This is a genomic window from Mucilaginibacter boryungensis (assembly GCF_015221995.1).
Taxonomy (GTDB): Bacteria; Bacteroidota; Bacteroidia; order Sphingobacteriales; family Sphingobacteriaceae; genus Mucilaginibacter; species Mucilaginibacter boryungensis.
The window spans coordinates 1488578-1509751 of record NZ_JADFFM010000002.1 but is presented as its reverse complement, the minus strand read 5'-3'; the positions used below and the strand labels follow the sequence as shown (position 1 = coordinate 1509751).

Below are 21174 nucleotides of genomic sequence, written 5' to 3'. Positions count from 1 at the left end.
TACGCAGGCCAGGATCAATAATTTGCCGGGTAATGTTCGGGATATAGAAACGTTGCTAAAATAGCTATAAGCCCTTTGCACAATAAAGGCTTCTCAAATTATGAGAAGCCTTTATTTTATACCCTATAAAAACAGTATCCTTTTTAAAGAATGTTTATATCACACCGGTTATTTCCAGTTCGTCAGTAAAGTTGCTAAATGTATCATAGGCAAGCCCTCCATTCACCGGGTCTGAATACGTATACCCGGCAGAATCATAGCCAATAATGACAACGTAACTATATCCATTTGTGCTACTATAATGAGAGGCTAAGACGGGATGGTTTGCATTAATTGCATCTTGTACATTATTTGAACCTATAGTAACTGTAGCCTGTCTAATATAATATAATTCTATAGCCGTTAATCCGGATGCGTTATATACATAGTTTTCGAAATCCTGGGTACTTGTAAAATTGTAGCCTAATTGAGCCGCGTTCAGTGCCGGCCAGCTTTCGGCCATTACGTCTTCGGTACTGACCATTGCATTACCATAAAACCAATTTATTTGTTTAATAGATGAGAATAGGCTAACGTGCTGATCCTCACCCCAGGCCGAGCTTGGCCAACTTAATTGAGCAAAAGAAAAGGATGATATTAGCATGAACAGAAATACGAGTTTGATGATTTTTGTTTTCATAATTTTCATAGTTAAAGGTTAATTATATAGATCCCGCTTTATAGGCTATTGAACTATGTTATCTTCCGGAAACAGATCATACGGAATGACAACAGGTCTGTTAAAACTTTTGGTTAAAGGCCTTTATTCCTGGGTACGCTATCTTAAATAATTACGCCTGTAATAGCATCATACGGCATCATTATTTAATCTGCTTTACCAAGTTTCGTTAATGTAATATCAACGCATAGTTCATGCACTAATTTCGAATGAAATTATTCATGGGGAGGAGATATGAAAGTAAACACTATTGCATTAACTTCAAAATCATTTGTAATGCATTTATTATAAGCGACTGTTTATCAATTAAATAAAATAGGATTTGGGGTTAAATGATCGGAATATACCAACGCACCCTTCATATCATAGCCTATTTATCATTGCTCATATGGCTATTGGGTTTTTCTCCATATTTAAGCAGGGATAAGCAGTGGCTGTAAGCATGTAGCGTATGCCAATTGCCTACATTTTATCATTCATATGACAGTACTTGCTTAGGGTTTAGTAAATTTGTAACACAAATGACATTTACAAAAGAACAAGTTTTAGCCGCTTTAGGCAATGTTGAAGAACCCGACCTGAAGAAAGATCTGGTTACCCTGAACATGATACAGGATATTGTGATCGATGGCGATAAGTTAAGCTTTTCGGTGATTCTGACCACACCAGCCTGTCCGCTAAAAGCCATGATAGAGAACGCCTGCCGCAATGCCATCAGCCATTTTATCAGCAAGGATATCCAGGTGACGGTTAATATGACATCGCGCGTTACCACGCAAAAAAACACCGGAGTGCCCGGCGTGAAAAATATCATTGCGGTAGCATCGGGTAAAGGCGGCGTGGGTAAATCAACCGTAGCCGTTAACCTGGCTTTGGGTTTAGCTAAAAGCGGCGCCAAAGTGGGCTTAATTGATGCTGATATTTATGGGCCATCTATCCCGATTATGTTTGGGCTGGAAGGCGCGCGCCCCAATGCCACACAAGTGGAGGGCAAAACGCGGATAGAGCCGATTGAGAAATACGGTATCAAGCTGTTATCCATTGGCTTTTTTACCGACCCCAACCAACCTGTACCCTGGCGCGGGCCAATGGTATCAACCGCGGTAAAGCAGTTATTTAACGATGCCGATTGGGGCGAGCTGGATTACCTTGTTGTCGATTTGCCGCCGGGCACGGGCGATATCCACATCACCGTAACGCAAAGTTTCCCGGTAACAGGCGCGGTAATTGTAACCACCCCGCAAAATGTGGCTTTGGCCGATGCAAAGAAAGGCGTAGGTATGTTTATGATGGACGCTATTAATGTTCCAATTTTGGGTGTAATAGAAAACATGGCCTATTTTACCCCGGCCGAACTACCCGAAAACAAATACTACATTTTTGGGCAGGACGGCGGCAAAAACCTGGCCGCGCAAATAGACGCCCCATTTTTGGGTGAGTTGCCCCTGGTAAAAGCCATTAGCGAAAGCGGTGATGCCGGCAAGCCGCTGGTATTGGAAGATAGTGTGACAACCAACGCGTTTATAACTATTGCCGAACGGGTGGCGCAGCAAGTGGCTATTGCCAATGCAAAGGCCAATGGGAAAGCACAATAGTTTTTCAAACGTGTCATTTAAACCAGCGGGAGAAATCTAAACGTGGGATAAATACTGCGTATAAGATTTCTCCTCGTCCCTCGTTCGAAATGACATGAAGGTTATACAGGTATCTAACTATATTTAATTTTTATTAATACCTTTATATATTAATTTAATAGAAATGAGTTTATTAGCACAAGTGGAGTTAGCATTGGATTCCATCCGTCCCTATTTAGAGGCTGACGGTGGGAATGTGTCGGTGGAAGAGATCACTCCCCAAAATGTGGTAAGGTTGAAATTGCTGGGCTCATGTGGATCGTGCCCTATGAGTATCATGACGCTGAAAGCGGGCATAGAACAAGCCATTTTAAAAGCCGTGCCCGAAGTAACCGCTGTAGAAGCGCTTAACCTAACCGATATTGACGACCCTAACGCCGTTCTTCCCGAGAACCTGAGATAGTGTTAAGAATTGTTAAATTGGCATTGGCTTTGTTGCAATAAATTATATTTGTGAGGAGTTATAGTAAACCAATTGAAACAATAGGGCGTATTAACGTAAGCATGAAGTATTTATTAGCATCGTTGTTTTTCTTCTCATCTGTCGCGGCGTTTGCCCAGCAGAAGGAGGGGGCATTGGTGCAGTTTTCGGGCGTGGTTCATAATGCCGATTCGCTTGATGTCGTAGTCCCCTACGTTACCATCACTAATCAAAATAGTAGTAAACAAGTAAATATTGCTAACTATATGGGCTATTTCTCTTTTGTTGCCCATGAACGTGATACCTTGCTTTTTAGCTGCGTGGGTTATGCCCCCCAAACCATCATCATACCCGAGCATTTAAACAAGAGTTATACTTTAAAAGTAGCCTTAAAGCCACAAACTACTAATCTGCCATCAGTACGGGTATTCCCATGGGCCACAACAGATGAATTTAAAAAGGACTTTATCTCCATGAAACTGGCTGACGACGATCTGGAGATAGCGCGCAAAAATTTAAGTAAGGGATCGTTGGCCGAGATGATGAAAACCTTACCACGCGATGCGCACGAGATTCAATCGGCTTATGCACAGGGCGAACACCTGAATATCCTGAACCAGCATTCGCTGATGCCAAACCCATTGCTTAACCCAATAGCCTGGGGTACGCTTATTAAGCAAATTGCCGATGGCGATAAAAGCCGAAGCAGCGGAGGGAATTGAGTCTTGAGTTCTAAGTTTTAGTACTTTAGATTTCAGTTTTGATCTTCTTTAAACAAACTTGTCATTTCGAACGAACAGGAGTGGGCTGAGCAGAGGCGTGAGGAGAAATCTTATACATAATGAGATAGTACGTATAAGATTTCTCCTCGTCCCTCGTTCGAAATGACATATTGGGTTAGACTTTCTACCGGCCTTTCTTAGCAGCCGGAAATTTCATTTTATAATCCACATCTACAATCCCGCGCGAAATTTCGGTTAGTTTTTTTTCTATCAAACGCCTGCGTAACGGACTAAGCTTATCGGTAAACAGTTTACCTTCTATGTGGTCATATTCGTGCTGGATAACGCGCGCGGCTAATCCTTTAAAGGTTTCTTCGTGATGTTTCCAATTCTCATCGTAATAAGATATGCGTATAACCGGCTTACGATAAACGTCTTCCCTGATATCCGGAATACTCAGGCAACCTTCGTTAAAGGCCCATTCTTCGCCGGTTTCCTCTTCAATACAGGCATTAATAAATACCTTTTTCATATCCTTTAGCGTTGGTTCTTCATCTGCAAAAGGCGAGCAATCTATCACAAACAAACGGGTTGAATGCCCAACCTGCGGGGCAGCCAGTCCAACACCACGGGCAGCATACATGGTCTCAAACATATCCTCGGCAAATTGTTTAATATGCGGGTTTTCTTCAGGAGATATGTTAGTAGCCTTTTTGCGTAATATCGGGTCTCCGTATGCTATGATAGGTAATTTCATAGTGCAAAAATACAGGTTTTTATATTCGGAACAAACAGCAAGCCAATTGTAGTATAGGCATAAGCGGTCAACCCTATAGTCCGAGACTAATTACACCAACTCCTCCAACCCGCATTCCTCCAATACTATACGTTCGGGTGTTTTATGGGCGGCATATTTCCACTTGATCAAGCGAATGCAACCATTCTCTATTTCAATACCTGTGATATCGCCATCATCAAAACAACAGCAGCCGCTATTAAAGTAGCAAGGCTTGTAGCTGTGGTCTTTAAATTCCAGCACCTGGTCTCCTTTTAAATGCCGCCCGGTTATCTGGTGCTGTAATTTATCGATCAGGACCGCATCATTTGCGGCTTTTGCCTTATCCAATGCGGCATACAGCGTTTCCAGGTGGGTTAGCGATCTGAATACCGGCTGGTGTGTATGTCCTGTTATCAACAGCAGGTTTTCTCGTTTTTCAATCCATTCATACATTAGTCGGTTATGTACCGTTTTCAGCTGGTCGTTGTTGGCGGGCGTATTGGGGTTAATGCGTAAATAAGCCTGCAGTGGCCCCCATATAGTGGATACAAACCATTTGCTAAACCAATTGCCATCGCTTTGCATATCGCCTTGGTGCCCGTGCGTTAGATAAATAGAAAAGGGTTTGTCTTTTATTTGGGTTTCCAGTATTAGTCCTTCATATATCTTAATATTTTGACCATACACCTGCATTAAACTAATGGGTGCCAGCGGGTCATTATCCCAATACAAGTCGTGATTGCCGAATATTTTTGTGAAGGCATTCCGGGCTAAAAACTGCTTTTCGCATTCAAATGTGGCTTTATTGTGCTTTTTTACGGTTAAAAACATGTTTTCCCACAGTTCTTCGCTATCACCCAGGTTAATATAGTGGAAGTTGTTTTTGTTATAGTGATCAAGCGCTGCCAGGTAGTTCTTTTCGGCCAGGGCAAAGTCGTCGGCCCCATCGCGCGCGCCCTTATGCTGGTCGGATAGGATAATAAATTTTTGATGCCGCGCGTCAAATGGAATCACTAAACCGCGTTTACCCGGGTTTTCTAAAATATTGTTATATAAATTACTCAGCGCCTCATTTATCCTTTTAGGATCTGGGCGCGACGAATATTTATCAGTTAGCCTGATGATCGGCTCTTTTAGCAGTCGTTGTAACAGGCGCATAATTGGTTAACAGAGCGTTAGGCTTATTTGTGTTTTTTAACCGACAGTTTTCCCAAGAACAAAAGTCGGCAATGGCATTGTTGTAACACCGGGTGTTTTACCCCTTTCTGTACCGTGAAAAAACGGGGTATAAAAATTTGAAACATAATGTTATTTTTATAGCTTTATTAACCCTTAATTATAAAGCAATGTCTACACTAAACCCCACATCACGCGGCAATGGCGGCGTTAAAAAAAGCCAATTAAAAAAGTTGTCTGATAATTACTATCAGATTATGAAAAAGAAGGACGAAAATGGCAACATCGTAGACCTTGACCCCACAAAAGATGCCAAAAGCGTTTGGTTTACCAAAGCGGCTATCGACAAAATGTTTGCCGACCATGGCTGCCACGCCGGAAACAACAACGAATTCGGTTTAAGAGTATACTTCGCGGTCCACAAAACAGGTGTGCTGCACCCCGACCATGAGATACCCGGCCATTACCATAACCAGCAAACCGTTATATTGGTGCCAACAAAAAACATTAATGGCCAAAAAGATAAAGACCTGCTAAAAGACGATGAGCAACTTACACAGGGCGCTGACGGCAAGGGCGATGGCATTCCCGATGGCGAGGGCCAGGGTGTAAACCATGGCGCACTATGCCCACCAGATACTGATTGTGGATGCTCTATTTAAAGCTTCACTTATTTTTAATAGCCGGTTATCTAAAATAACCGGCATTTTATTTTTATGTACAGGTACACTTACTTATTTGTAGAGACGGTTACACTGCTGACTTGTATTTTTTGCTATCGCAAATTTTGGGTTCCCCGCTTCAAGCTTTTTTTACCCTACATGGTATTTATTGTATGGTATGAGTTTACCAGCATTACCCGGTCTTTTTTTATGCATAAGTGGTTTTATATCAATCACTCAAATCTCTGGATAGTAAATTTTGAAGTGACCCTTGAGTTTTTATTTTACAGTTTTTTTGTTATCTCCTCTTACCGTGATAAAAAGGACAGGCGGATGTACACATTCATTTCCTTGTTGTTTACTTTATTTACATTTATAGATATCTTTTTTATTCAAGGTTTTTTAAAGCTATGTTCAATAGCCATTGTTTTGCAATACGCTTTGTTGATATTAATGGTATGTCGTTTTTTTTATAAAACCATGCAGCAGTTTGATAAAGATACAACCCTTATTAAACAGCCGGATTTTTGGGTAAATACCGGCTTGTTATTTTTCTGCCTGGCCGAATTCCTGTTTTTTGCCTCTTTTAATTTGGCCTATGTACGTCATATATTTTTTAGTACCATATTTCATTTAGTAAGCGGGCTAGCCAATATAATTTTATATTCTTGCATAGCAATTTCATTTATATGTTACAGGCGGACCAGGACTATATCCTCATCATCGTAGCTGGCACAATTATGCTGCTATTGCTGGGGATATTTATCATCAGCTTTTTATTTTTTTATCAAAAAAAGCGCACCATACATATAACCGAGCAGGAACAATTAAAGTCGGCATTTAGCCAGGAAATATTAACTACCCAAATAGAAGTTCAGGAACAAACCCTGAACTATATAAGCCAGGAACTGCACGATAACATTGGCCAGGTACTTTCATTTGTGAAACTAAATTTAGGTACCACCACTATGTTAACCGAAGAAAAAAAGCAGCGTAAGATTGACGAAAGCCGCGACCTGCTGGCCCAGGCCATATCCGATTTGCGCGACCTTTCAAAAAGCCTCAGTTTCCAACAGATAAAACAGTTTGGCCTGGTGCGGGCTATGCTAATTGAGATAGAGCGGGTAAACAAAAGCGGCCTGATAAAAATAACCATGGAAGTTACCGGCGATGCCTTCAGTTTAGGCGAACAACGTGAACTGGTATTATTCCGTATTTTTCAGGAAGCATTAAACAATGCGTTAAAATATTCGCATGCTATAAACCTGGTTATCCAGTTAAACTTTTCTGCCCACCTTTTTGCATTGCGCATTGCCGACGATGGTATTGGCTTTTCGCCCGATATGAGCGGCGATAAAAATGGATCGGGCTTAAAAAATATGGAAAGCAGGGCCGCACTTATCGGGGCCCGGGCAACGCTGGAAAGTTCGCCCGGTCAAGGCTGCATAATTAATATAACACTTGATCCTTTTAAACAATTAAACATCGATGGAACCCATTCAAATAGCACTGTGTGATGATCACCGCCTTTTTCGTAGCGGTATAGCATCGCTGATAAGCGAATTCAAGGGATATGAAATTTTATTTGAGGCCGGCGACGGCGAAGAACTAACACGTAAACTTACCCCAAAAGTAATGCCCCGAATTATTTTACTGGATATTAATATGCCGGTAATGGATGGCATGCAAACCGCACATTGGCTGCGTACCAATTATCCCAATATCGATATTATTATCTTATCCATGTTTGGCGATGCCGAAAAAGTGCTGGAAATGGTAAAGATGGGCGTGAAAGGTTACCTGCTTAAAGATGCCGAGCCGCACGAGTTTGAACAAGCATTGCAAAAGGTATCGCAGGGCGAGGTTTATTATCCTGAATTTGTAACCCGGCATATCATCAACAGCTTTAACCAGCAGCCCGAACTGATTAAGCTAAACAGCCGCGAACTGGAGTTTTTGAAATTGGCCGCTACCGAATTAACCTATAAGGAAATTGCGGATGAAATGTGCATCAGCGCCCGTACGGTTGATGGTTACCGCGATCAGCTTTTTGAAAAACTACAAATAAAAAGCCGGGTTGGCCTGGTATTATATGCCATAAAAAATAAACTGATAAGTTTGTAGCTTGCTAAAATTATTAGCAAATTTGTGCTTATGGCACATGAGGATAATCCCGAGTTTTTTAAGGGTCGGGGGGCGCAGGTTAATACCCACAATAAGTTTTTAAAAAATAAGTATGTACAGGATCATGTTGAGGGGATCGATGAGCCTTTCATGGAAAACAGCTGTACCCAAATATTCGAGGAAACCCCAAAAAAGATCGTCAGCGAAAGCAAAAGCCCCGACCTGGGCAATATGCATTCCATTAATCCCTACCAGGGGTGCGAGCATGGCTGTATCTATTGCTATGCCCGCAACAGTCATGAATACTATGGCTTTAACGCTGGCTTAGATTTTGAACGAAAGATCATTGTAAAGCGCAATGCCCCCCAACTGCTTGAAGAATACTTTAATAAGAAGAATTATCAGCCGGTAACTATCCTTTTATCCGGAAATACCGATTGCTATCAGCCCATTGAGCGCAAGCTTGAAATTACCCGCCGCATGCTGGAGGTGTTTTTGAGATACCGTAACCCCGTGGCCTTTATCACCAAAAACAACCTGATACTGCGCGACCTGGATATTATTACCCAATTGGCCGCATTAAACCTGGTGAGCGTTAATGTATCGCTTAATTCCCTTAACGAACAACTTCGCCAAAAACTGGAGCCTCGTACGGTTACCGCTACAGGCAGGTTAAATGTGATCCAAAAACTTTCGGAAAACAATGTCCCGGTACGGGTAATGGTGGCCCCCATCATTCCGGGTTTAAACAGTAACGAGATACCGGCTATTATTAAAGCTGCAGCCGATAGGGGCGCAAAAGGCGCGGGATTTACCATTGTGCGCCTTAACGGCAGCATCGCCGAAATTTTCAGCGATTGGGTACATAAGGCTTTCCCCGACAGGGCAGAAAAGGTATTGAATATGATAAGGGCATGCCACGAAGGTAGCTTGAACGACAGCAATTTTGGCCGCAGGATGAGCGGCGACGGCCAAGTAGCACAATCTATCCATCAGTTGTTCCATATGGCCTGTAACCGCTTTTTGCAGGGTCGGGAGATGCCGCATTTAGACCATACCCTGTTCGTGCCTAAAAATGGGAGGCAGACGAGTTTGTTTTGAGGGATAACTATATGTCATTTCGAACGAGGTACGAGGAGAAATCTTATACGATGAGCAGGTGGCCCGTATAAGGTTTCTCCTCACGCCCATTGCACCGCCTATCCTGTTCGTTCGAAATGACAAGGCATATAAAATAGAAAAAGGCGCCTTACAGCGCCTTTTTCTATTTTATATCGAATCAGAGAACCTAATCTCTGATCAACCAATCTCTGCAACTACGCTTCCTCAACCTCCATAGCCATTTGCTCATCAACCAGGATACGGCCGCAGTGTTCGCAAACGATGATTTTTTTGCGTTGACGGATATCCGACTGGCGTTGTGGCGGGATTTGGTTAAAGCAGCCCGAGCATGAATCGCGACGGATGGTTACTACAGCTAAGCCGTTTTTAGCGTTGGTACGCAAACGGTCGTAAGCAAATAATAAACGGTCTTCAATATTTGCTTTGGCTTTTTCAACCTGTGAAAGCAATTCTTCTTCTTCTTTTTGGGTTTCAGAAGTAATAGTGCCTAACTCGTCTTTTTTAATCTCAAGGTCTTTTTTGCGGTCTTCCAAATCAGCTAATGCTTTTTCGTAAACCTGGTTTTTGGTAGTGATCTCAAAACCAAACTCACGGATCTTTTTCTCGCTCACCTGTATATCTAAGCCCTGTATCTCTATTTCTTTAGAGATAGCTTCGTACTCGCGGTTGTTTTTAACCTCGTTAAGTTGGGCTTCGTACTTTTTAATGTTGGCCTGAGCTTCTTTGATCACGTTTTTACGTGTCACGATCTCATCTTCCAGGTCATCCAGCTCAAATTTAATTTTCTGAATACGGGTTTCCAATCCTGCTACATCATCTTCAAGGTCGGCAACTTCCATTGGAAGTTCGCCACGAATCTGGCGAATTTTGTCGATTTGTGAGTGGATGGTTTGTAGTTCGTATAAAGCTTTAAGCTTTTGTTCTACGGTTTGTTCCATTAAATATAGTATTTGACGGGGTTTGTATTTATTTCTGTTAAACGGACGGCAAAGTTAGTGAATTTTTTTTGAATTATTTCACACAATAAATCTTGCGTAAATTGTTCACTTTCAAAGTGTCCCACATCGGCTATCACCAGCTTTCCTTCGGCATCAAAAAACTCGTGATATTTGTAATCGGCCGTAATAAAAACATCGGCCCCTGCGGCTATGGCATGCTTCAACAAAAAGCCACCCGCGCCGCCGCAAACAGCCACCTTTTTAACCTGCCTACCGGTGAACGCCGTATGCCTGATCACACTGGCGCCCATTTGCAGTTTCACGTGCGCTAAAAACGTGCGCTCATCCATAGGATGTTCTACTTCGCCTATCATCCCTGCACCTACTTCCTGGTGCTGGTTAGTAATAGGGTAAAGATCATAAGCTACTTCTTCGTACGGGTGGGCCAATATTAGCGCCATTAATATTTTACTCTCCAAATTGGCGGGGTAAACGGTTTCGATCCGGGTTTCGGGTTCGGTATGGCGCTGGCCGGGTATCCCTACATATGGGTCGGTATGCTCATTGCCCTTAAAGGTTCCTTCCCCGGGGGCATTAAAGCTGCAATCGCTGTAATTACCAATATGGCCTGCACCTGCTTTAAACAGGGCATTGCGCACCTGTTCGGCCTGGGCATGGGGCACAAAGGTAACCAGCTTTTTCAGCAGCCCGTGTTTTGGTGACAGGATATGGCAATTGGTTAATCCCAGTGTTTCGCAGATACGGGCATTTACGCCCGCTTTAATATGATCGAGATTGGTATGGATGGCATAAATGGCGATATTATTTTTAATGGCTTTTTCTACCACACGTTCCACATAGGTTTTGCCGTTAAATTTTTTCAGTCCTTTAAACACAATGGGGTGGTGCGATACGATGACCTGGCAATGGTTGGCAATAGCTTCGTCAACTACGGCCTCGGTGCAATCCAGCGATATTAATGCCTGCTGGATATCCTTGTCGGGATTACCGACAATAAGGCCTGAGTTATCATAATCCTCCTGGTAGGCCAGCGGGGCCAGGCTTTCCAGGTAGTTGGTTAATTCTGAAAGTTTCATTCCCGAAGTTATAAATTAACCCCAGAGGGCGCAAAATTTTTAAATAGGGCCGATACGCAATAGCCTGCTTTATTATTGCGGTTTATTCCCTTTATCCTGTTGCTTTTGCTGGTTCTCCTGTGCTTTTTTTATCGAATCCTGGCGTGCTTTTTCTGCCTTCTTCTTTTTATTAAAAAACCCTTTTAAAAGGAAGTTGTGTTGGGCGGCCTTCAGGTCTTCGTTAAGTGTAGCAGAGGTGTTATGCACATTGGCCATAGTGGTTTTTGCCTGACTTACAGTGCTTTCAAGGCTTCTCGCCATCTTATCGCTATTTAATAACCGGCCTAAGCTGCCTTGGCCATTGTTCACTTTATTTACTATACCTCCCAGTCCTTCCGTTATTACGGCGGCATTATCGGCAATTTTGGTAAGCTTGTTTATTACCTTATCCATATCCAGCGGGTTAACTGCGGCTAATTCATCGCCATTTTTTACGCCGACATTGCTTGTACCCGGGCCTATCACCACCAGTTTATCACCCATCAGGCCATCACTGCCAATGCTCATCCTGGCATCTTTTTTTATAAACTTTTTAACGTCGTCGTTTATGGTTAATGTAACCTTTACCGTGGTATCATTAACAATGTCAATACCATCAACAACACCAATGTTTATCCCCGCAAACCGCACGTTATTGCCAACCTGCAAACCGTTTACATTTTTAAACATCCCATGCACATTAAAGGTAGAACTGAACATGCTTTTTTGGTTGCCAATTAAAAATATGCCCAGTAAAAGTACTACCAGTCCTACTACTATAAATCCGCCTATTTTTACTTTTTGTCCGGCTGTGGTTTTCATATCTGTTTAGATAAAATAAGATTTTACAAATTTGTCTGTCGATTTGTGCAACTCCTCAAAAGTGCCCTCCGCAACATATTTTCCATCGTCCATTATCACTACACGGTCGGCCGTAATTTTGGCGCATTCCATATCGTGTGTAATAATTATCGATGTTGTTTTATATTTTTTCTGCATATCCAAAATCAACTGACTGATCTCACGCGAGGTGATGGGGTCCAAGCCCGTAGTTGGTTCGTCATAAAGCATTATTTCAGGGTTCACTATCAGGGTGCGCGCCAGGCCTATCCGCTTGCGCATCCCTCCCGAAAGATCCGAGGGCATTTTTTCCGCAGCGTCGGGCAAACCCACACTTTCTAATATATCATCCACTCGTTGGTCCAGCTCGCTCTGATCGGTTATTTTTAACACGCGGGTTAATGCAAACTCCATATTCTCGCGCACGGTCATACTATCATACAAAGCCGCGCCCTGGAAAAGGAAACCAATTTTAGTACGCAGTTCTTTCAATTCCTTGTCATCCAGTTTATTTACTTCCTGGCCCAATACGTTCAGCGTGCCCTCGTCTGGAGTAAGCAAACCAACCAGGCATTGTATAGTAACCGATTTACCCTGGCCTGAACGCCCCAGCACCACCACATTCTCCCCACGGTGCACTACCAGATCAATACCCTTAAGCACCTGCTTATCGCCGAAGGCCTTTTTTAGGCCCTTTATCTCAATAACTACTTCCTTTTTCCCTTTTGAAGCGGGTTCGTTAGCAACTGCCTTATGTTCAGCTATTTCCATTATTTATAAAATAATATGGTGGTTATTTGCACCACAATCATGTCAATAAAAAATATCCATAACGATGCCGTTACTACTGCTGAATTTGCTGCTATACCCACGCTCTCGGTGCCCCGGTTACTATGATACCCTTTGTAGCAACCCACAAAACCAATGGCAAAGCCAAAAAAGAATGTTTTAATGAGTGCGGGCAGGTAATCGGTATAATCAAGCGCGGCTATACATTTATTAAAATACAGGTAAAGGCTGATGCTGTCCGTAAAGTTCAGTGCCAGGTAACCGCCAAACAAGCTGATGGCATCGCCTATCATAGCTAATAAGGGAATCATAAAACAAGTGGCCAAAATGCGGGTAACCACCAGGTACTGCACCGGGTTGGCGCCCGATACTTCCATGGCGTCAATTTGTTCGGTCACTTTCATACTGCCCAGCTCGGCCCCAATGCTTGATGCTATTTTACCTGCGCAAATAATGGCCGTTATTACCGGGCCAATCTCGCGGATAACCGAAACGGCTAAAGTATGCGGCAACATGCTTTCGGCGCCAAACGATACAAGGGTTGGGCGCAGTTGTAATATAAGCACCAACCCCATAATAAACGAGGTGATACCAACCAGCATCGTAGACCGGTAGCCTATTTCGTAACACTGCCGCACAAATTCAGACCATTCAAAACCGCCGGCAAACAGATTCCTGACAAAGCGCGAAAAAAATACACCTTGTTCGCCCACGCCTTCCAGCCATTTGCGCCAGCCACTTATAGATACTGCCTGTTCTGCCATTTTATTTTGTGTTTTGCTGCTATGTACGGCTGTGATTATATGATTTGATATTTTCACAGTATATAATTGGTCAATTCAGCTTAGTGACAAATGAAGTGGGTATTTGTTTGGGTTAGACCAGTATACGCGGCTAATATGATATTACTTTAACAGAGTGATGCTGCTGCTATAATTCATTCCAATTTAATTATGCGTATTTTTGCAAAAAATTTACTTTGGCCAAAAAAGCGATCATAGTAGGGGCAAGCGGACTGATAGGCAGCAATTTATTGCAGATCCTGTTGGACGAAGATTACTATGAACAGGTTGTTATTGTGGTGCGGAGGGAATTACCGGTAAAGCACGAAAAGCTTACCCAGTTAATTATTGATTTTGATAAGCTGAGTGATTATAGCGGCCAAATTAACGGGCATGCTATATTCAGTTGCCTGGGTACTACCATGTCGCAAACGCCTGATAAAAATGAATATCGCAAAATAGACCATGATTATCCCGTGCAACTGGCACAATTAGCGTTACAAAATGGCGTTAAACAGTTTCATTTAGTATCAGCTGTAGGGGCCAATGCCAAATCATCCGGGTTTTATTTACGGTTAAAGGGCGAAACAGAGAACGATATTATTAAACTTGGCCTGCCATCGTTACATATTTACCGGCCGTCGATGCTACTTGGCAGGAAGCAAAAAGTACGATTGATGGAAACTATCGTATCGGGCATAATGCGTGTTATTGATCCCTTGCTAATTGGCAGTTTAAGTAAATACCATAGCATATCCGCCTCAGTAGTTGCCCGGGCAATGTTTATGCAATCTATTGATAATGAGACTGGTACATTTATTTACCAGTATAAAGAAATAAAACAAATTAAGTGAGTACATATATCTCGGCAGAAAATTTAGGCCATTCTTTTCATGATAACTGGCTATTCAAAAATCTCACCATCGGTATTAACCGGGGGCGCAGGGTAGCGCTTGTTGGTATCAACGGAGCAGGCAAATCAACCCTGCTAAAAATTCTTTCTGGCAAGCTGAAGCCTACCGAGGGTAAATCTGTACAAGCCCGCGATTTAAATATGGGATACCTTGACCAGGACCCGCAGTTTGATAAGGCCTACACTATCAGCGATTATATTTTCCATGCCGACAACCGTCAGCAGCAACTGATACGCGAGTACGAGGAGCTGATGGAAAATGATCCGGAAAATATGGTGGAGTTGGAGCGTATCACCGGCGAGATCAGCGACCTGAATGCCTGGGAATATGAATACCAGATCAAAACTATTTTGGGGCGACTGGACATCCATCACCTCAATCAATCTATCAGTACTTTATCTGGTGGGCAGAAGAAACGTCTGGCTTTAGCCCGGTTATTGATAGAAGACCCCGATATCTATATTCTTGACGAACCTACCAATCACCTGGATATTGACACTATTGAGTGGCTGGAGAAACTACTGACCGAAGGGAACAAAACCATCCTGATGGTTACGCACGACAGGTATTTCCTGGATAATGTATGCAACGAGATATTGGAGATAGATAACGGCAAGATCATCCCTTACTTTGGCAACTATGCCTATTACCTAGAAAAAAAGGCAGAGCGTGAATCGGCAGATGCAGCAGCATTTGCAAAAAACACCAACCTACTAAAAAAGGAACTGGAGTGGATGCGCAGGCAACCACAGGCGCGGGGCACAAAATCCAAAGCGCGTATTGATGCCTACTACGAGTTAGAGGAAAAAACAAAAAACCGCGGACCGAAAGATAAGGTTGAACTAAGTGTTAAAACCGCTCGTCAGGGTAATAAAATATTAGAACTGCACCATTTGGGTAAAAGCTTTAACGGGCAAACTATCATCGGCGATTTTAGCTACGTATTTAAAAAAGGTGATCGGATTGGTTTAGCCGGTAAAAACGGCAGCGGCAAATCAACATTATTAAATATTATTACAGGCGGCATACAGCCCGATAAGGGCGAGGTAGAAAAAGGGGAGACCACTGTAATGGGTTATTTCCATCAGGCGGGTATTACATTTAAAGATGATGACCGGGTAATAGACGTAGTAAAAAACGTGGCAGAGTATATCACCATGGCTGATAAATCTGTCATTTCAGCCTCGGCTTTGCTTACGCTGTTTTTATTCCCACCTAAAAAGCAATATGGTTTTATAGCCAATTTAAGCGGCGGCGAGAAAAAACGCCTGCAGTTAATGAGCTTATTGATGAAGAACCCCAACTTCCTGATACTTGATGAGCCTACTAATGATCTGGATATCGATACCTTAAATGTGCTGGAAGAGTTTTTAATGAATTACTCGGGTGTGTTAATGCTGGTATCGCACGACAGGTATTTGCTGGACAAGTTAACCGACCAGCTATTCATTATGGAAGGCGATGGTGGTGTTAGGATATTTAACGGCAATTATTCATCGTACAGACAGGAACTGGACGACCAAAAGCAACTTTCGCGCAAACAGAGCAACGAAAAGCCTGCTTATGTAGAACCAACGCCTGTAAAAAAGAATAAATTAAGCTTTAAAGAGCAAAAGGAGCTGGAAACAATTGAGGCTGAAATAGCTAAAATTGAAGCTGAAATAACCCGATTGACAGAACAGATGAATTCGGGTGCGATCACCGATCATCAGGAGTTAATAGACTTGGCACGCAAAATAAAGGATATGAGCAGCGAGATGGATGCGAAAAGCATCCGCTGGATTGAATTATCAGAACTAAACGAAGCATAAATGAAGTTATCAGATATCATAGCATCGGTAGGTGTTACCATTTTATTAATTGGTTTCTTTTTAAACCTTACCAAGCGAATTGCTTCAGATAGCAAAATTTATGCAACGCTTAATTTTGTGGGAGCTGGTATGTGTGGAGTATCTTCATATATGATCAGCTTTTATCCATTTGTAATATTAGAAGGTGTGTGGTGCATAGTGGCACTGACATCATTTTTCCGTGTTCCACGTGAAACATCGGCTAAATGATGATTATATAATAGCGTTCCACGTGGAACGTGAAAATAAAATAACTTAATGTTCCACGTGGAACACGGAGGTAAAATGTTTAAGAAATATGATGTTATAGTGGTTGGCGCTGGCCATGCGGGTTGTGAAGCCGCAGCGGCTGCAGCCAATATGGGCTCATCGGTGCTGTTGATTACCATGAATATGGGAACCATTGCCCAAATGAGTTGTAATCCTGCTATGGGTGGCGTTGCTAAAGGGCAAATTGTGCGGGAAATTGACGCTATGGGCGGTTATTCAGGCATAATTACCGATAAGTCGACTATCCAGTTTAGGATGCTAAACCTTAGTAAAGGCCCTGCCATGTGGAGCCCAAGGGCGCAAACCGACCGTATGCGCTTTGCCGAAGAGTGGCGTTTAGCACTTGAACAGACGCCAAATGTCGACTTTTGGCAAGATATGGTATCATCTTTAATAGTAAAGAATAATACGGTTGTAGGTGTGAAAACGTCTATAGGTGTAGAAATTGAAGGCAGTGCTGTAGTATTAACCAATGGCACCTTCCTAAATGGATTGATACATATTGGAGAAAAGCGTTTTGGTGGTGGCCGCACAGGTGAAAAAGCAGCGACAGGCTTAACCGAACAGCTCACTACTTTAGGCTTTGAAGCAGGCCGGATGAAAACCGGAACCCCGCCACGGGTTGATGGACGTTCATTAAACTATGCTTTAATGGAAGAACAATGGGGTGACAGTACCGGGAGTAAGTTTAGCTATACCGATACCGAAGTAAGCAAAGACCAACGCTGCTGCTGGATAACATATACCAATACAGCCGTACACGAAACCCTGAAAGAAGGCTTCGAGAAATCACCCATGTTTACCGGGAGGATTAAAGGTTTAGGCCCGCGTTATTGCCCATCCATTGAAGATAAAATAAACCGCTTTGCCGAGCGCGAAAGGCACCAGATATTTGTTGAGCCAGAAGGTTGGAACACCGTTGAGATCTATGTAAATGGCTTCTCAACCTCGTTACCGGAGGATGTACAATACAGGGCGCTGACTCAAATACCGGGTTTCGAGCAGGCAAAAATGTTCCGTCCTGGATATGCCATCGAGTACGATTACTTCCCACCAACCCAATTAAACCTTACTTTGGAGACCAAACTGATCAGCAATTTATTTTTTGCCGGACAGATAAATGGTACTACCGGCTATGAAGAAGCGGGATCTCAGGGGATGATCGCCGGTATTAACGCGCATCAAAAAGTACATGATAAGCATGAGTTGATCCTGAAAAGATCAGAGTCATACATCGGTGTTTTGATTGATGACCTGGTAACCAAAGGTACCGAAGAACCTTACCGGATGTTTACATCGCGCGCTGAACATCGTTTATTATTACGCCAGGATAATGCTGATATACGGCTTAGCCCGATTGGTCATGACCTTGGCTTGATCAGCGATGAGCGTTTGGATAAGGTAAAAAATAAAATAAAAAATTCGGACGATATTGTAGCATATACCAAAAAAGCATCTATCGGTACAACAGAAGTTAATGGTTTGCTTGAAGAATTAGGCACATCGCCCATAAACCAGGCAGCCAAATTATTTAATTTATTAAGTCGTCCGCAGATTGGTTTTACCGATTTGCGCAGGGTTGATACCTCCTTAGAAAACCTTTTATCGGGATATGATAAAGAAACAATTGAGCAGGCTGAAATAAAAATTAAATACGAGAGTTATTTTGAGAAGGAATTAGAGATTGTAGACCGCATGAAAAAAATGGAAGACAAGGAGATCAATCCCGATTTCGATTATCAAACATTGGTATCCTTATCAAAAGAGGCGCGTGAAAAATTGAAAAAGATAAAACCACGTACTTTGGGCCAGGCATCTCGCATTTCGGGGGTGTCACCATCAGATATTTCAGTTTTGATGGTCCATATAGCCCGGTAGTGATATAAAGATTTGATTGTCAGTTAATTATAAAACATTGTTTTAAATTAATTATTTTTAATTTTTAATATTACGCTTCGTAAAAACATAAAAATCGCTCATATCGCTTAAAAATGGCTTTAAAATTAAAATCGGGATTTTTCCTACAATTATTGGTGCTGCTAATGGCCGTTTTGGTGTTTTTTGGTTGCGCCAGTATTCAAAAACCAATGGGAGGGCCGCGCGACCGCACACCGCCCAAATTATTGCTGGCCACCCCGCTAAATGAAACCCGCAATTTTAAAGCGACATCAATAAAATTAGATTTTGACGAATATTTTAAATTGAGCAGCCAATATCAGGAGATCACCATGAGTCCGGCTTTGGACAAGGCCCTCGAATTTAAGGTCAAGGGAAAAAGCCTACTTATAAATTTTAAAGATACTTTACAAAAAAATACTACCTACGTTATAAATTTTGGTAAGGCCATTGTTGATGTTAACGAGGGTAATGTGCTGAAGAATTTTACTTATGTATTTTCTACCGGTCCGCATATCGATTCGTTAAGTATTTCGGGAACAGTAACTAATACGCAAACCCAGCAAAAAGAAAAGGATGCCACGGTAATGCTTTTTACTCTGAAACAAGATTCGTTGTTGTTTGGAAAAAAGAAACCTGCCATTTATGCCACTACAGATTCGTCGGGGAACTTTACCCTGGGGAACTTGCACGATGGCGACTATCGTATTTACGCGCTAAAGGAAGCATCGCCAAATAAAATATATGATAACGAGAATGAACTGATCGCTTTTTTGAAAAAACCTCTACATATTACCAAAGACACTTCAAACATACAGCTCACCTTATTTAAGCAAGCGCCAGAAAGTTTCAGGGTTGTATCAAAAAACTTTGACCCGGATGGTAAAATGAGTTTTGTTTTTAATATGCCATTGACTGATCCGGGGGTGAAGATCAATTATCCACCTAATATTGATGACCAGAAACTGGTTGATTTTAGCAGGACGAAAGACAGCGCCCAGATATATTTAAGAAACATGGATTTTGATTCCATATCGGTTTCATTCACTGATAAAGGCAAACCGCTGGATACTGTTTATTTGAGAAAAGGCCGAAAGGAAGCTTTCACCAGGACCATTAACTTAACCTACAATATTAATAATGATAGCAAATTAAAGCCTGGGGCCGATTTGAATATCTATGTAAATTCGCCCATTGAAAGCTTTGACCCATCCAGGATCATTCTGTTGGAAGACTCGGTTAGCCGGACAAATTTTACATTGACCAAGGATCCGGTCAGTGCAAAAAAGTTTACCTTAAAATATCGCTGGCGGCAGTTAGTTAAATATCAAATAGCTTTTAACGAGGGTACCTTTGTAAACATTTATGGCGATAAGAATAAACGCCTGGTAAAAAACTTCTCTATTGATAAGCCTGAGAACTACGGAAGTATTGCCCTGAAAGTTACGGTGCCCGATTCAACAGGTAAAAGTTCGTATGTGATAGAATTACTGAACGAACAAAAGGTAGCCATGCGTAAAGACGTAATTACCAAAAACACTACCCTTAATTATAAAGATTACCCTGCCGGTAAATACCAGGTACGGATCACTTACGATACCAACGGCAACGGCCGTTGGGATAGCGGTAATGTAAAAAAGAAATTATATCCCGAACAAATAGTGCTAATACCAACCTTATTTACACTACGCCCTAACTGGGAAGCTGAAGATACGGTAGAAGTGCCTAAAGAAGTGGCTACGCCATAAGGTACTCGGTTTATATTACTTATCCATAAACCAGCCGGAATACATAATGTAGTTCTGCGGCAGCTTATCTAATAATGCTTTTTGTTCCTCAGTCAACGGTTTTATCTTTTTGGCTGGCGAACCGGCATATAGATAACCCGACTCGCAAATTGTATTCTCCAGTACAACCGAACCGGCGCCGATAATTACATATTCCTCTACGACGGCATGATCCATCACTATTGCGCCCATACCTATCAGTGTATGATCTTTTAGCTCGCAGCCATGTACAATGGCATTGTGGCCGATAGATACATTATTACCAATGGTAGTCGCGGCCCGCAGGTAAGTAGCGTGTATCACTGCGCCATCCTGGATATTGGTGTTGTTTCCGATATGGATATAATTAACATCGCCACGAATTACCGCATTGAACCAAACCGAACAATTATCGCCCATAATTACATCGCCAACAATAGTACAGTTTTCGGCGATAAAGCAATCGGCTCCCCAGGTTGGGTTTTTATCATTTACGGGTAGGATAAGTGGCATATGCTAATAATTATTGAATGATTGATTTATGGAATTATGAATATAATTTATATGTTTGACACACCATAAGCGAAAATAGCTCAGCTGGTAGAGCATCAGTTTCCCAAACTGAAGGTCGCGGGTTCGAACCCCGTTTTTCGCTCA

21 protein-coding genes and 1 tRNA gene are annotated in these 21174 nt (G+C 42.3%); 13 read left to right on the top strand and 9 right to left on the bottom strand.

Annotated features, from left to right (window positions below; all coding sequences use genetic code 11):
- Positions 1-154: 154 nt before the first annotated feature.
- Positions 155-679 (bottom strand): C39 family peptidase, encoded by a 525-nt coding sequence (locus IRJ18_RS19565; RefSeq protein WP_194107972.1) that lies wholly within the window; start codon positions 677-679, stop codon positions 155-157.
- A gap of 560 nt (positions 680-1239) precedes the next feature.
- On the opposite strand from IRJ18_RS19565, the gene IRJ18_RS19560 reads away from it, so the two are divergent.
- The 3 genes from IRJ18_RS19560 (at position 1240) to IRJ18_RS19550 (ending at position 3495) form a co-directional block, all read left to right on the top strand.
- Entirely contained in the window at positions 1240-2313 is a 1074-nt protein-coding gene (locus IRJ18_RS19560; RefSeq protein ID WP_194107971.1) for an Mrp/NBP35 family ATP-binding protein, read from the top strand.
- A gap of 163 nt (positions 2314-2476) precedes the next feature.
- Positions 2477-2755, top strand: a complete 279-nt coding sequence (locus IRJ18_RS19555; protein ID WP_194107970.1) for a NifU family protein — start codon at positions 2477-2479, stop codon at positions 2753-2755.
- A gap of 101 nt (positions 2756-2856) precedes the next feature.
- Positions 2857-3495, top strand: a complete 639-nt coding sequence (locus IRJ18_RS19550) for a peptidase associated/transthyretin-like domain-containing protein (RefSeq protein WP_194107969.1) — start codon at positions 2857-2859, stop codon at positions 3493-3495.
- Between the two features lie 184 nt (positions 3496-3679).
- Here IRJ18_RS19550 and def read toward each other — a convergent pair whose 3' ends face one another.
- Together def and IRJ18_RS19540 are read right to left on the bottom strand one after the other, a co-directional pair.
- Entirely contained in the window at positions 3680-4252 is a 573-nt protein-coding gene (def, locus tag IRJ18_RS19545) for a peptide deformylase (RefSeq protein WP_194107968.1), read from the bottom strand.
- Positions 4253-4342: 90 nt separating this feature from the next.
- Positions 4343-5431: a metallophosphoesterase gene (locus IRJ18_RS19540; protein WP_228072953.1), complete on the bottom strand. Its 1089-nt coding sequence runs from the start codon at positions 5429-5431 to the stop codon at positions 4343-4345.
- A gap of 188 nt (positions 5432-5619) precedes the next feature.
- Here IRJ18_RS19540 and IRJ18_RS19535 point away from each other — a divergent pair, with 188 nt between their 5' ends.
- The 4 genes from IRJ18_RS19535 (at position 5620) to IRJ18_RS19520 (ending at position 9336) form a co-directional block, all read left to right on the top strand.
- Positions 5620-6111, top strand: coding sequence for a hypothetical protein (locus IRJ18_RS19535; RefSeq protein ID WP_194107967.1), 492 nt, complete (start codon positions 5620-5622; stop codon positions 6109-6111).
- 689 nt (positions 6112-6800) lie between these two features.
- Positions 6801-7628: a sensor histidine kinase gene (locus IRJ18_RS19530; RefSeq protein WP_194107966.1), complete on the top strand. Its 828-nt coding sequence runs from the start codon at positions 6801-6803 to the stop codon at positions 7626-7628.
- Positions 7600-8235: a response regulator gene (locus IRJ18_RS19525; protein WP_194107965.1), complete on the top strand. Its 636-nt coding sequence runs from the start codon at positions 7600-7602 to the stop codon at positions 8233-8235. Before IRJ18_RS19530 ends, IRJ18_RS19525 begins: the two co-directional genes overlap by 29 nt.
- Positions 8236-8265: 30 nt before the next feature.
- The gene (locus tag IRJ18_RS19520; protein ID WP_194107964.1) at positions 8266-9336 is read left to right on the top strand and encodes a PA0069 family radical SAM protein; all 1071 of its coding nucleotides are present in this window, start codon (positions 8266-8268) and stop codon (positions 9334-9336) included.
- A gap of 215 nt (positions 9337-9551) precedes the next feature.
- Here the strand turns inward: IRJ18_RS19520 and IRJ18_RS19515 are convergent, their stop codons facing one another.
- The 5 genes from IRJ18_RS19515 to IRJ18_RS19495 form a co-directional block, all read right to left on the bottom strand.
- Positions 9552-10295, bottom strand: a complete 744-nt coding sequence (locus IRJ18_RS19515) for a zinc ribbon domain-containing protein (protein WP_194107963.1) — start codon at positions 10293-10295, stop codon at positions 9552-9554.
- Positions 10295-11392 (bottom strand): Nif3-like dinuclear metal center hexameric protein, encoded by a 1098-nt coding sequence (locus tag IRJ18_RS19510; RefSeq protein WP_194107962.1) that lies wholly within the window; start codon positions 11390-11392, stop codon positions 10295-10297. Before IRJ18_RS19510 ends, IRJ18_RS19515 begins: the two co-directional genes overlap by 1 nt.
- A gap of 72 nt (positions 11393-11464) precedes the next feature.
- Positions 11465-12232 carry an MlaD family protein gene (locus IRJ18_RS19505; protein WP_194107961.1) on the bottom strand — a complete coding sequence of 256 codons (768 nt, stop codon included), beginning with the start codon at positions 12230-12232 and terminating at the stop codon, positions 11465-11467.
- A gap of 6 nt (positions 12233-12238) precedes the next feature.
- Entirely contained in the window at positions 12239-13021 is a 783-nt protein-coding gene (locus tag IRJ18_RS19500; protein WP_194107960.1) for an ABC transporter ATP-binding protein, read from the bottom strand.
- Positions 13021-13803: an MlaE family ABC transporter permease gene (locus IRJ18_RS19495; protein ID WP_194107959.1), complete on the bottom strand. Its 783-nt coding sequence runs from the start codon at positions 13801-13803 to the stop codon at positions 13021-13023. Before IRJ18_RS19495 ends, IRJ18_RS19500 begins: the two co-directional genes overlap by 1 nt.
- Positions 13804-14018: 215 nt before the next feature.
- Between IRJ18_RS19495 and IRJ18_RS19490 the strand changes: the two genes are divergently transcribed.
- The 5 genes from IRJ18_RS19490 (at position 14019) to IRJ18_RS19470 (ending at position 20499) form a co-directional block, all read left to right on the top strand.
- Complete coding sequence (locus IRJ18_RS19490) at positions 14019-14675, top strand: oxidoreductase (RefSeq protein ID WP_194107958.1); 657 nt, start codon at positions 14019-14021, stop codon at positions 14673-14675.
- Entirely contained in the window at positions 14672-16546 is a 1875-nt protein-coding gene (locus IRJ18_RS19485) for an ABC-F family ATP-binding cassette domain-containing protein (protein ID WP_194107957.1), read from the top strand. Before IRJ18_RS19490 ends, IRJ18_RS19485 begins: the two co-directional genes overlap by 4 nt.
- A complete protein-coding gene (locus IRJ18_RS19480) occupies positions 16547-16795 on the top strand; it encodes a CBU_0592 family membrane protein (RefSeq protein ID WP_228072952.1) in 249 nt (82 codons plus the stop codon).
- Between the two features lie 75 nt (positions 16796-16870).
- Entirely contained in the window at positions 16871-18733 is a 1863-nt protein-coding gene (mnmG, locus tag IRJ18_RS19475; protein ID WP_194108291.1) for a tRNA uridine-5-carboxymethylaminomethyl(34) synthesis enzyme MnmG, read from the top strand.
- Between the two features lie 113 nt (positions 18734-18846).
- On the top strand, positions 18847-20499 hold the full coding sequence (locus tag IRJ18_RS19470) for an Ig-like domain-containing protein (RefSeq protein ID WP_194107956.1): 1653 nt from the start codon (positions 18847-18849) through the stop codon (positions 20497-20499).
- Positions 20500-20514: 15 nt separating this feature from the next.
- Here IRJ18_RS19470 and IRJ18_RS19465 read toward each other — a convergent pair whose 3' ends face one another.
- A complete protein-coding gene (locus IRJ18_RS19465; RefSeq protein ID WP_194107955.1) occupies positions 20515-21030 on the bottom strand; it encodes a gamma carbonic anhydrase family protein in 516 nt (171 codons plus the stop codon).
- Positions 21031-21099: 69 nt separating this feature from the next.
- On the opposite strand from IRJ18_RS19465, the gene IRJ18_RS19460 reads away from it, so the two are divergent.
- Positions 21100-21172, top strand: a tRNA-Gly gene (locus tag IRJ18_RS19460).
- The last annotated feature ends 2 nt before the right edge of the window (positions 21173-21174 follow it).

Excerpts from the sequence above, each read along its gene's own strand:
- IRJ18_RS19565 (WP_194107972.1), bottom strand. The coding sequence starts at position 679 with ATGAAAACAAAAATCATCAAACTCGTATTTCTGTTCATGCTAATATCA.
- IRJ18_RS19560 (WP_194107971.1), top strand. The coding sequence starts at position 1,240 with ATGACATTTACAAAAGAACAAGTTTTAGCCGCTTTAGGCAATGTTGAA.
- IRJ18_RS19555 (WP_194107970.1), top strand. The coding sequence starts at position 2,477 with ATGAGTTTATTAGCACAAGTGGAGTTAGCATTGGATTCCATCCGTCCC.
- IRJ18_RS19550 (WP_194107969.1), top strand. The coding sequence starts at position 2,857 with ATGAAGTATTTATTAGCATCGTTGTTTTTCTTCTCATCTGTCGCGGCG.
- def (WP_194107968.1), bottom strand. The coding sequence starts at position 4,252 with ATGAAATTACCTATCATAGCATACGGAGACCCGATATTACGCAAAAAG.
- IRJ18_RS19540 (WP_228072953.1), bottom strand. The coding sequence starts at position 5,431 with ATGCGCCTGTTACAACGACTGCTAAAAGAGCCGATCATCAGGCTAACT.
- IRJ18_RS19535 (WP_194107967.1), top strand. The coding sequence starts at position 5,620 with ATGTCTACACTAAACCCCACATCACGCGGCAATGGCGGCGTTAAAAAA.
- IRJ18_RS19530 (WP_194107966.1), top strand. The coding sequence starts at position 6,801 with ATGTTACAGGCGGACCAGGACTATATCCTCATCATCGTAGCTGGCACA.
- IRJ18_RS19525 (WP_194107965.1), top strand. The coding sequence starts at position 7,600 with ATGGAACCCATTCAAATAGCACTGTGTGATGATCACCGCCTTTTTCGT.
- IRJ18_RS19520 (WP_194107964.1), top strand. The coding sequence starts at position 8,266 with ATGGCACATGAGGATAATCCCGAGTTTTTTAAGGGTCGGGGGGCGCAG.
- IRJ18_RS19515 (WP_194107963.1), bottom strand. The coding sequence starts at position 10,295 with ATGGAACAAACCGTAGAACAAAAGCTTAAAGCTTTATACGAACTACAA.
- IRJ18_RS19510 (WP_194107962.1), bottom strand. The coding sequence starts at position 11,392 with ATGAAACTTTCAGAATTAACCAACTACCTGGAAAGCCTGGCCCCGCTG.
- IRJ18_RS19505 (WP_194107961.1), bottom strand. The coding sequence starts at position 12,232 with ATGAAAACCACAGCCGGACAAAAAGTAAAAATAGGCGGATTTATAGTA.
- IRJ18_RS19500 (WP_194107960.1), bottom strand. The coding sequence starts at position 13,021 with ATGGAAATAGCTGAACATAAGGCAGTTGCTAACGAACCCGCTTCAAAA.
- IRJ18_RS19495 (WP_194107959.1), bottom strand. The coding sequence starts at position 13,803 with ATGGCAGAACAGGCAGTATCTATAAGTGGCTGGCGCAAATGGCTGGAA.
- IRJ18_RS19480 (WP_228072952.1), top strand. The coding sequence starts at position 16,547 with ATGAAGTTATCAGATATCATAGCATCGGTAGGTGTTACCATTTTATTA.
- mnmG (WP_194108291.1), top strand. The coding sequence starts at position 16,871 with ATGTTTAAGAAATATGATGTTATAGTGGTTGGCGCTGGCCATGCGGGT.
- IRJ18_RS19470 (WP_194107956.1), top strand. The coding sequence starts at position 18,847 with ATGGCTTTAAAATTAAAATCGGGATTTTTCCTACAATTATTGGTGCTG.
- IRJ18_RS19465 (WP_194107955.1), bottom strand. The coding sequence starts at position 21,030 with ATGCCACTTATCCTACCCGTAAATGATAAAAACCCAACCTGGGGAGCC.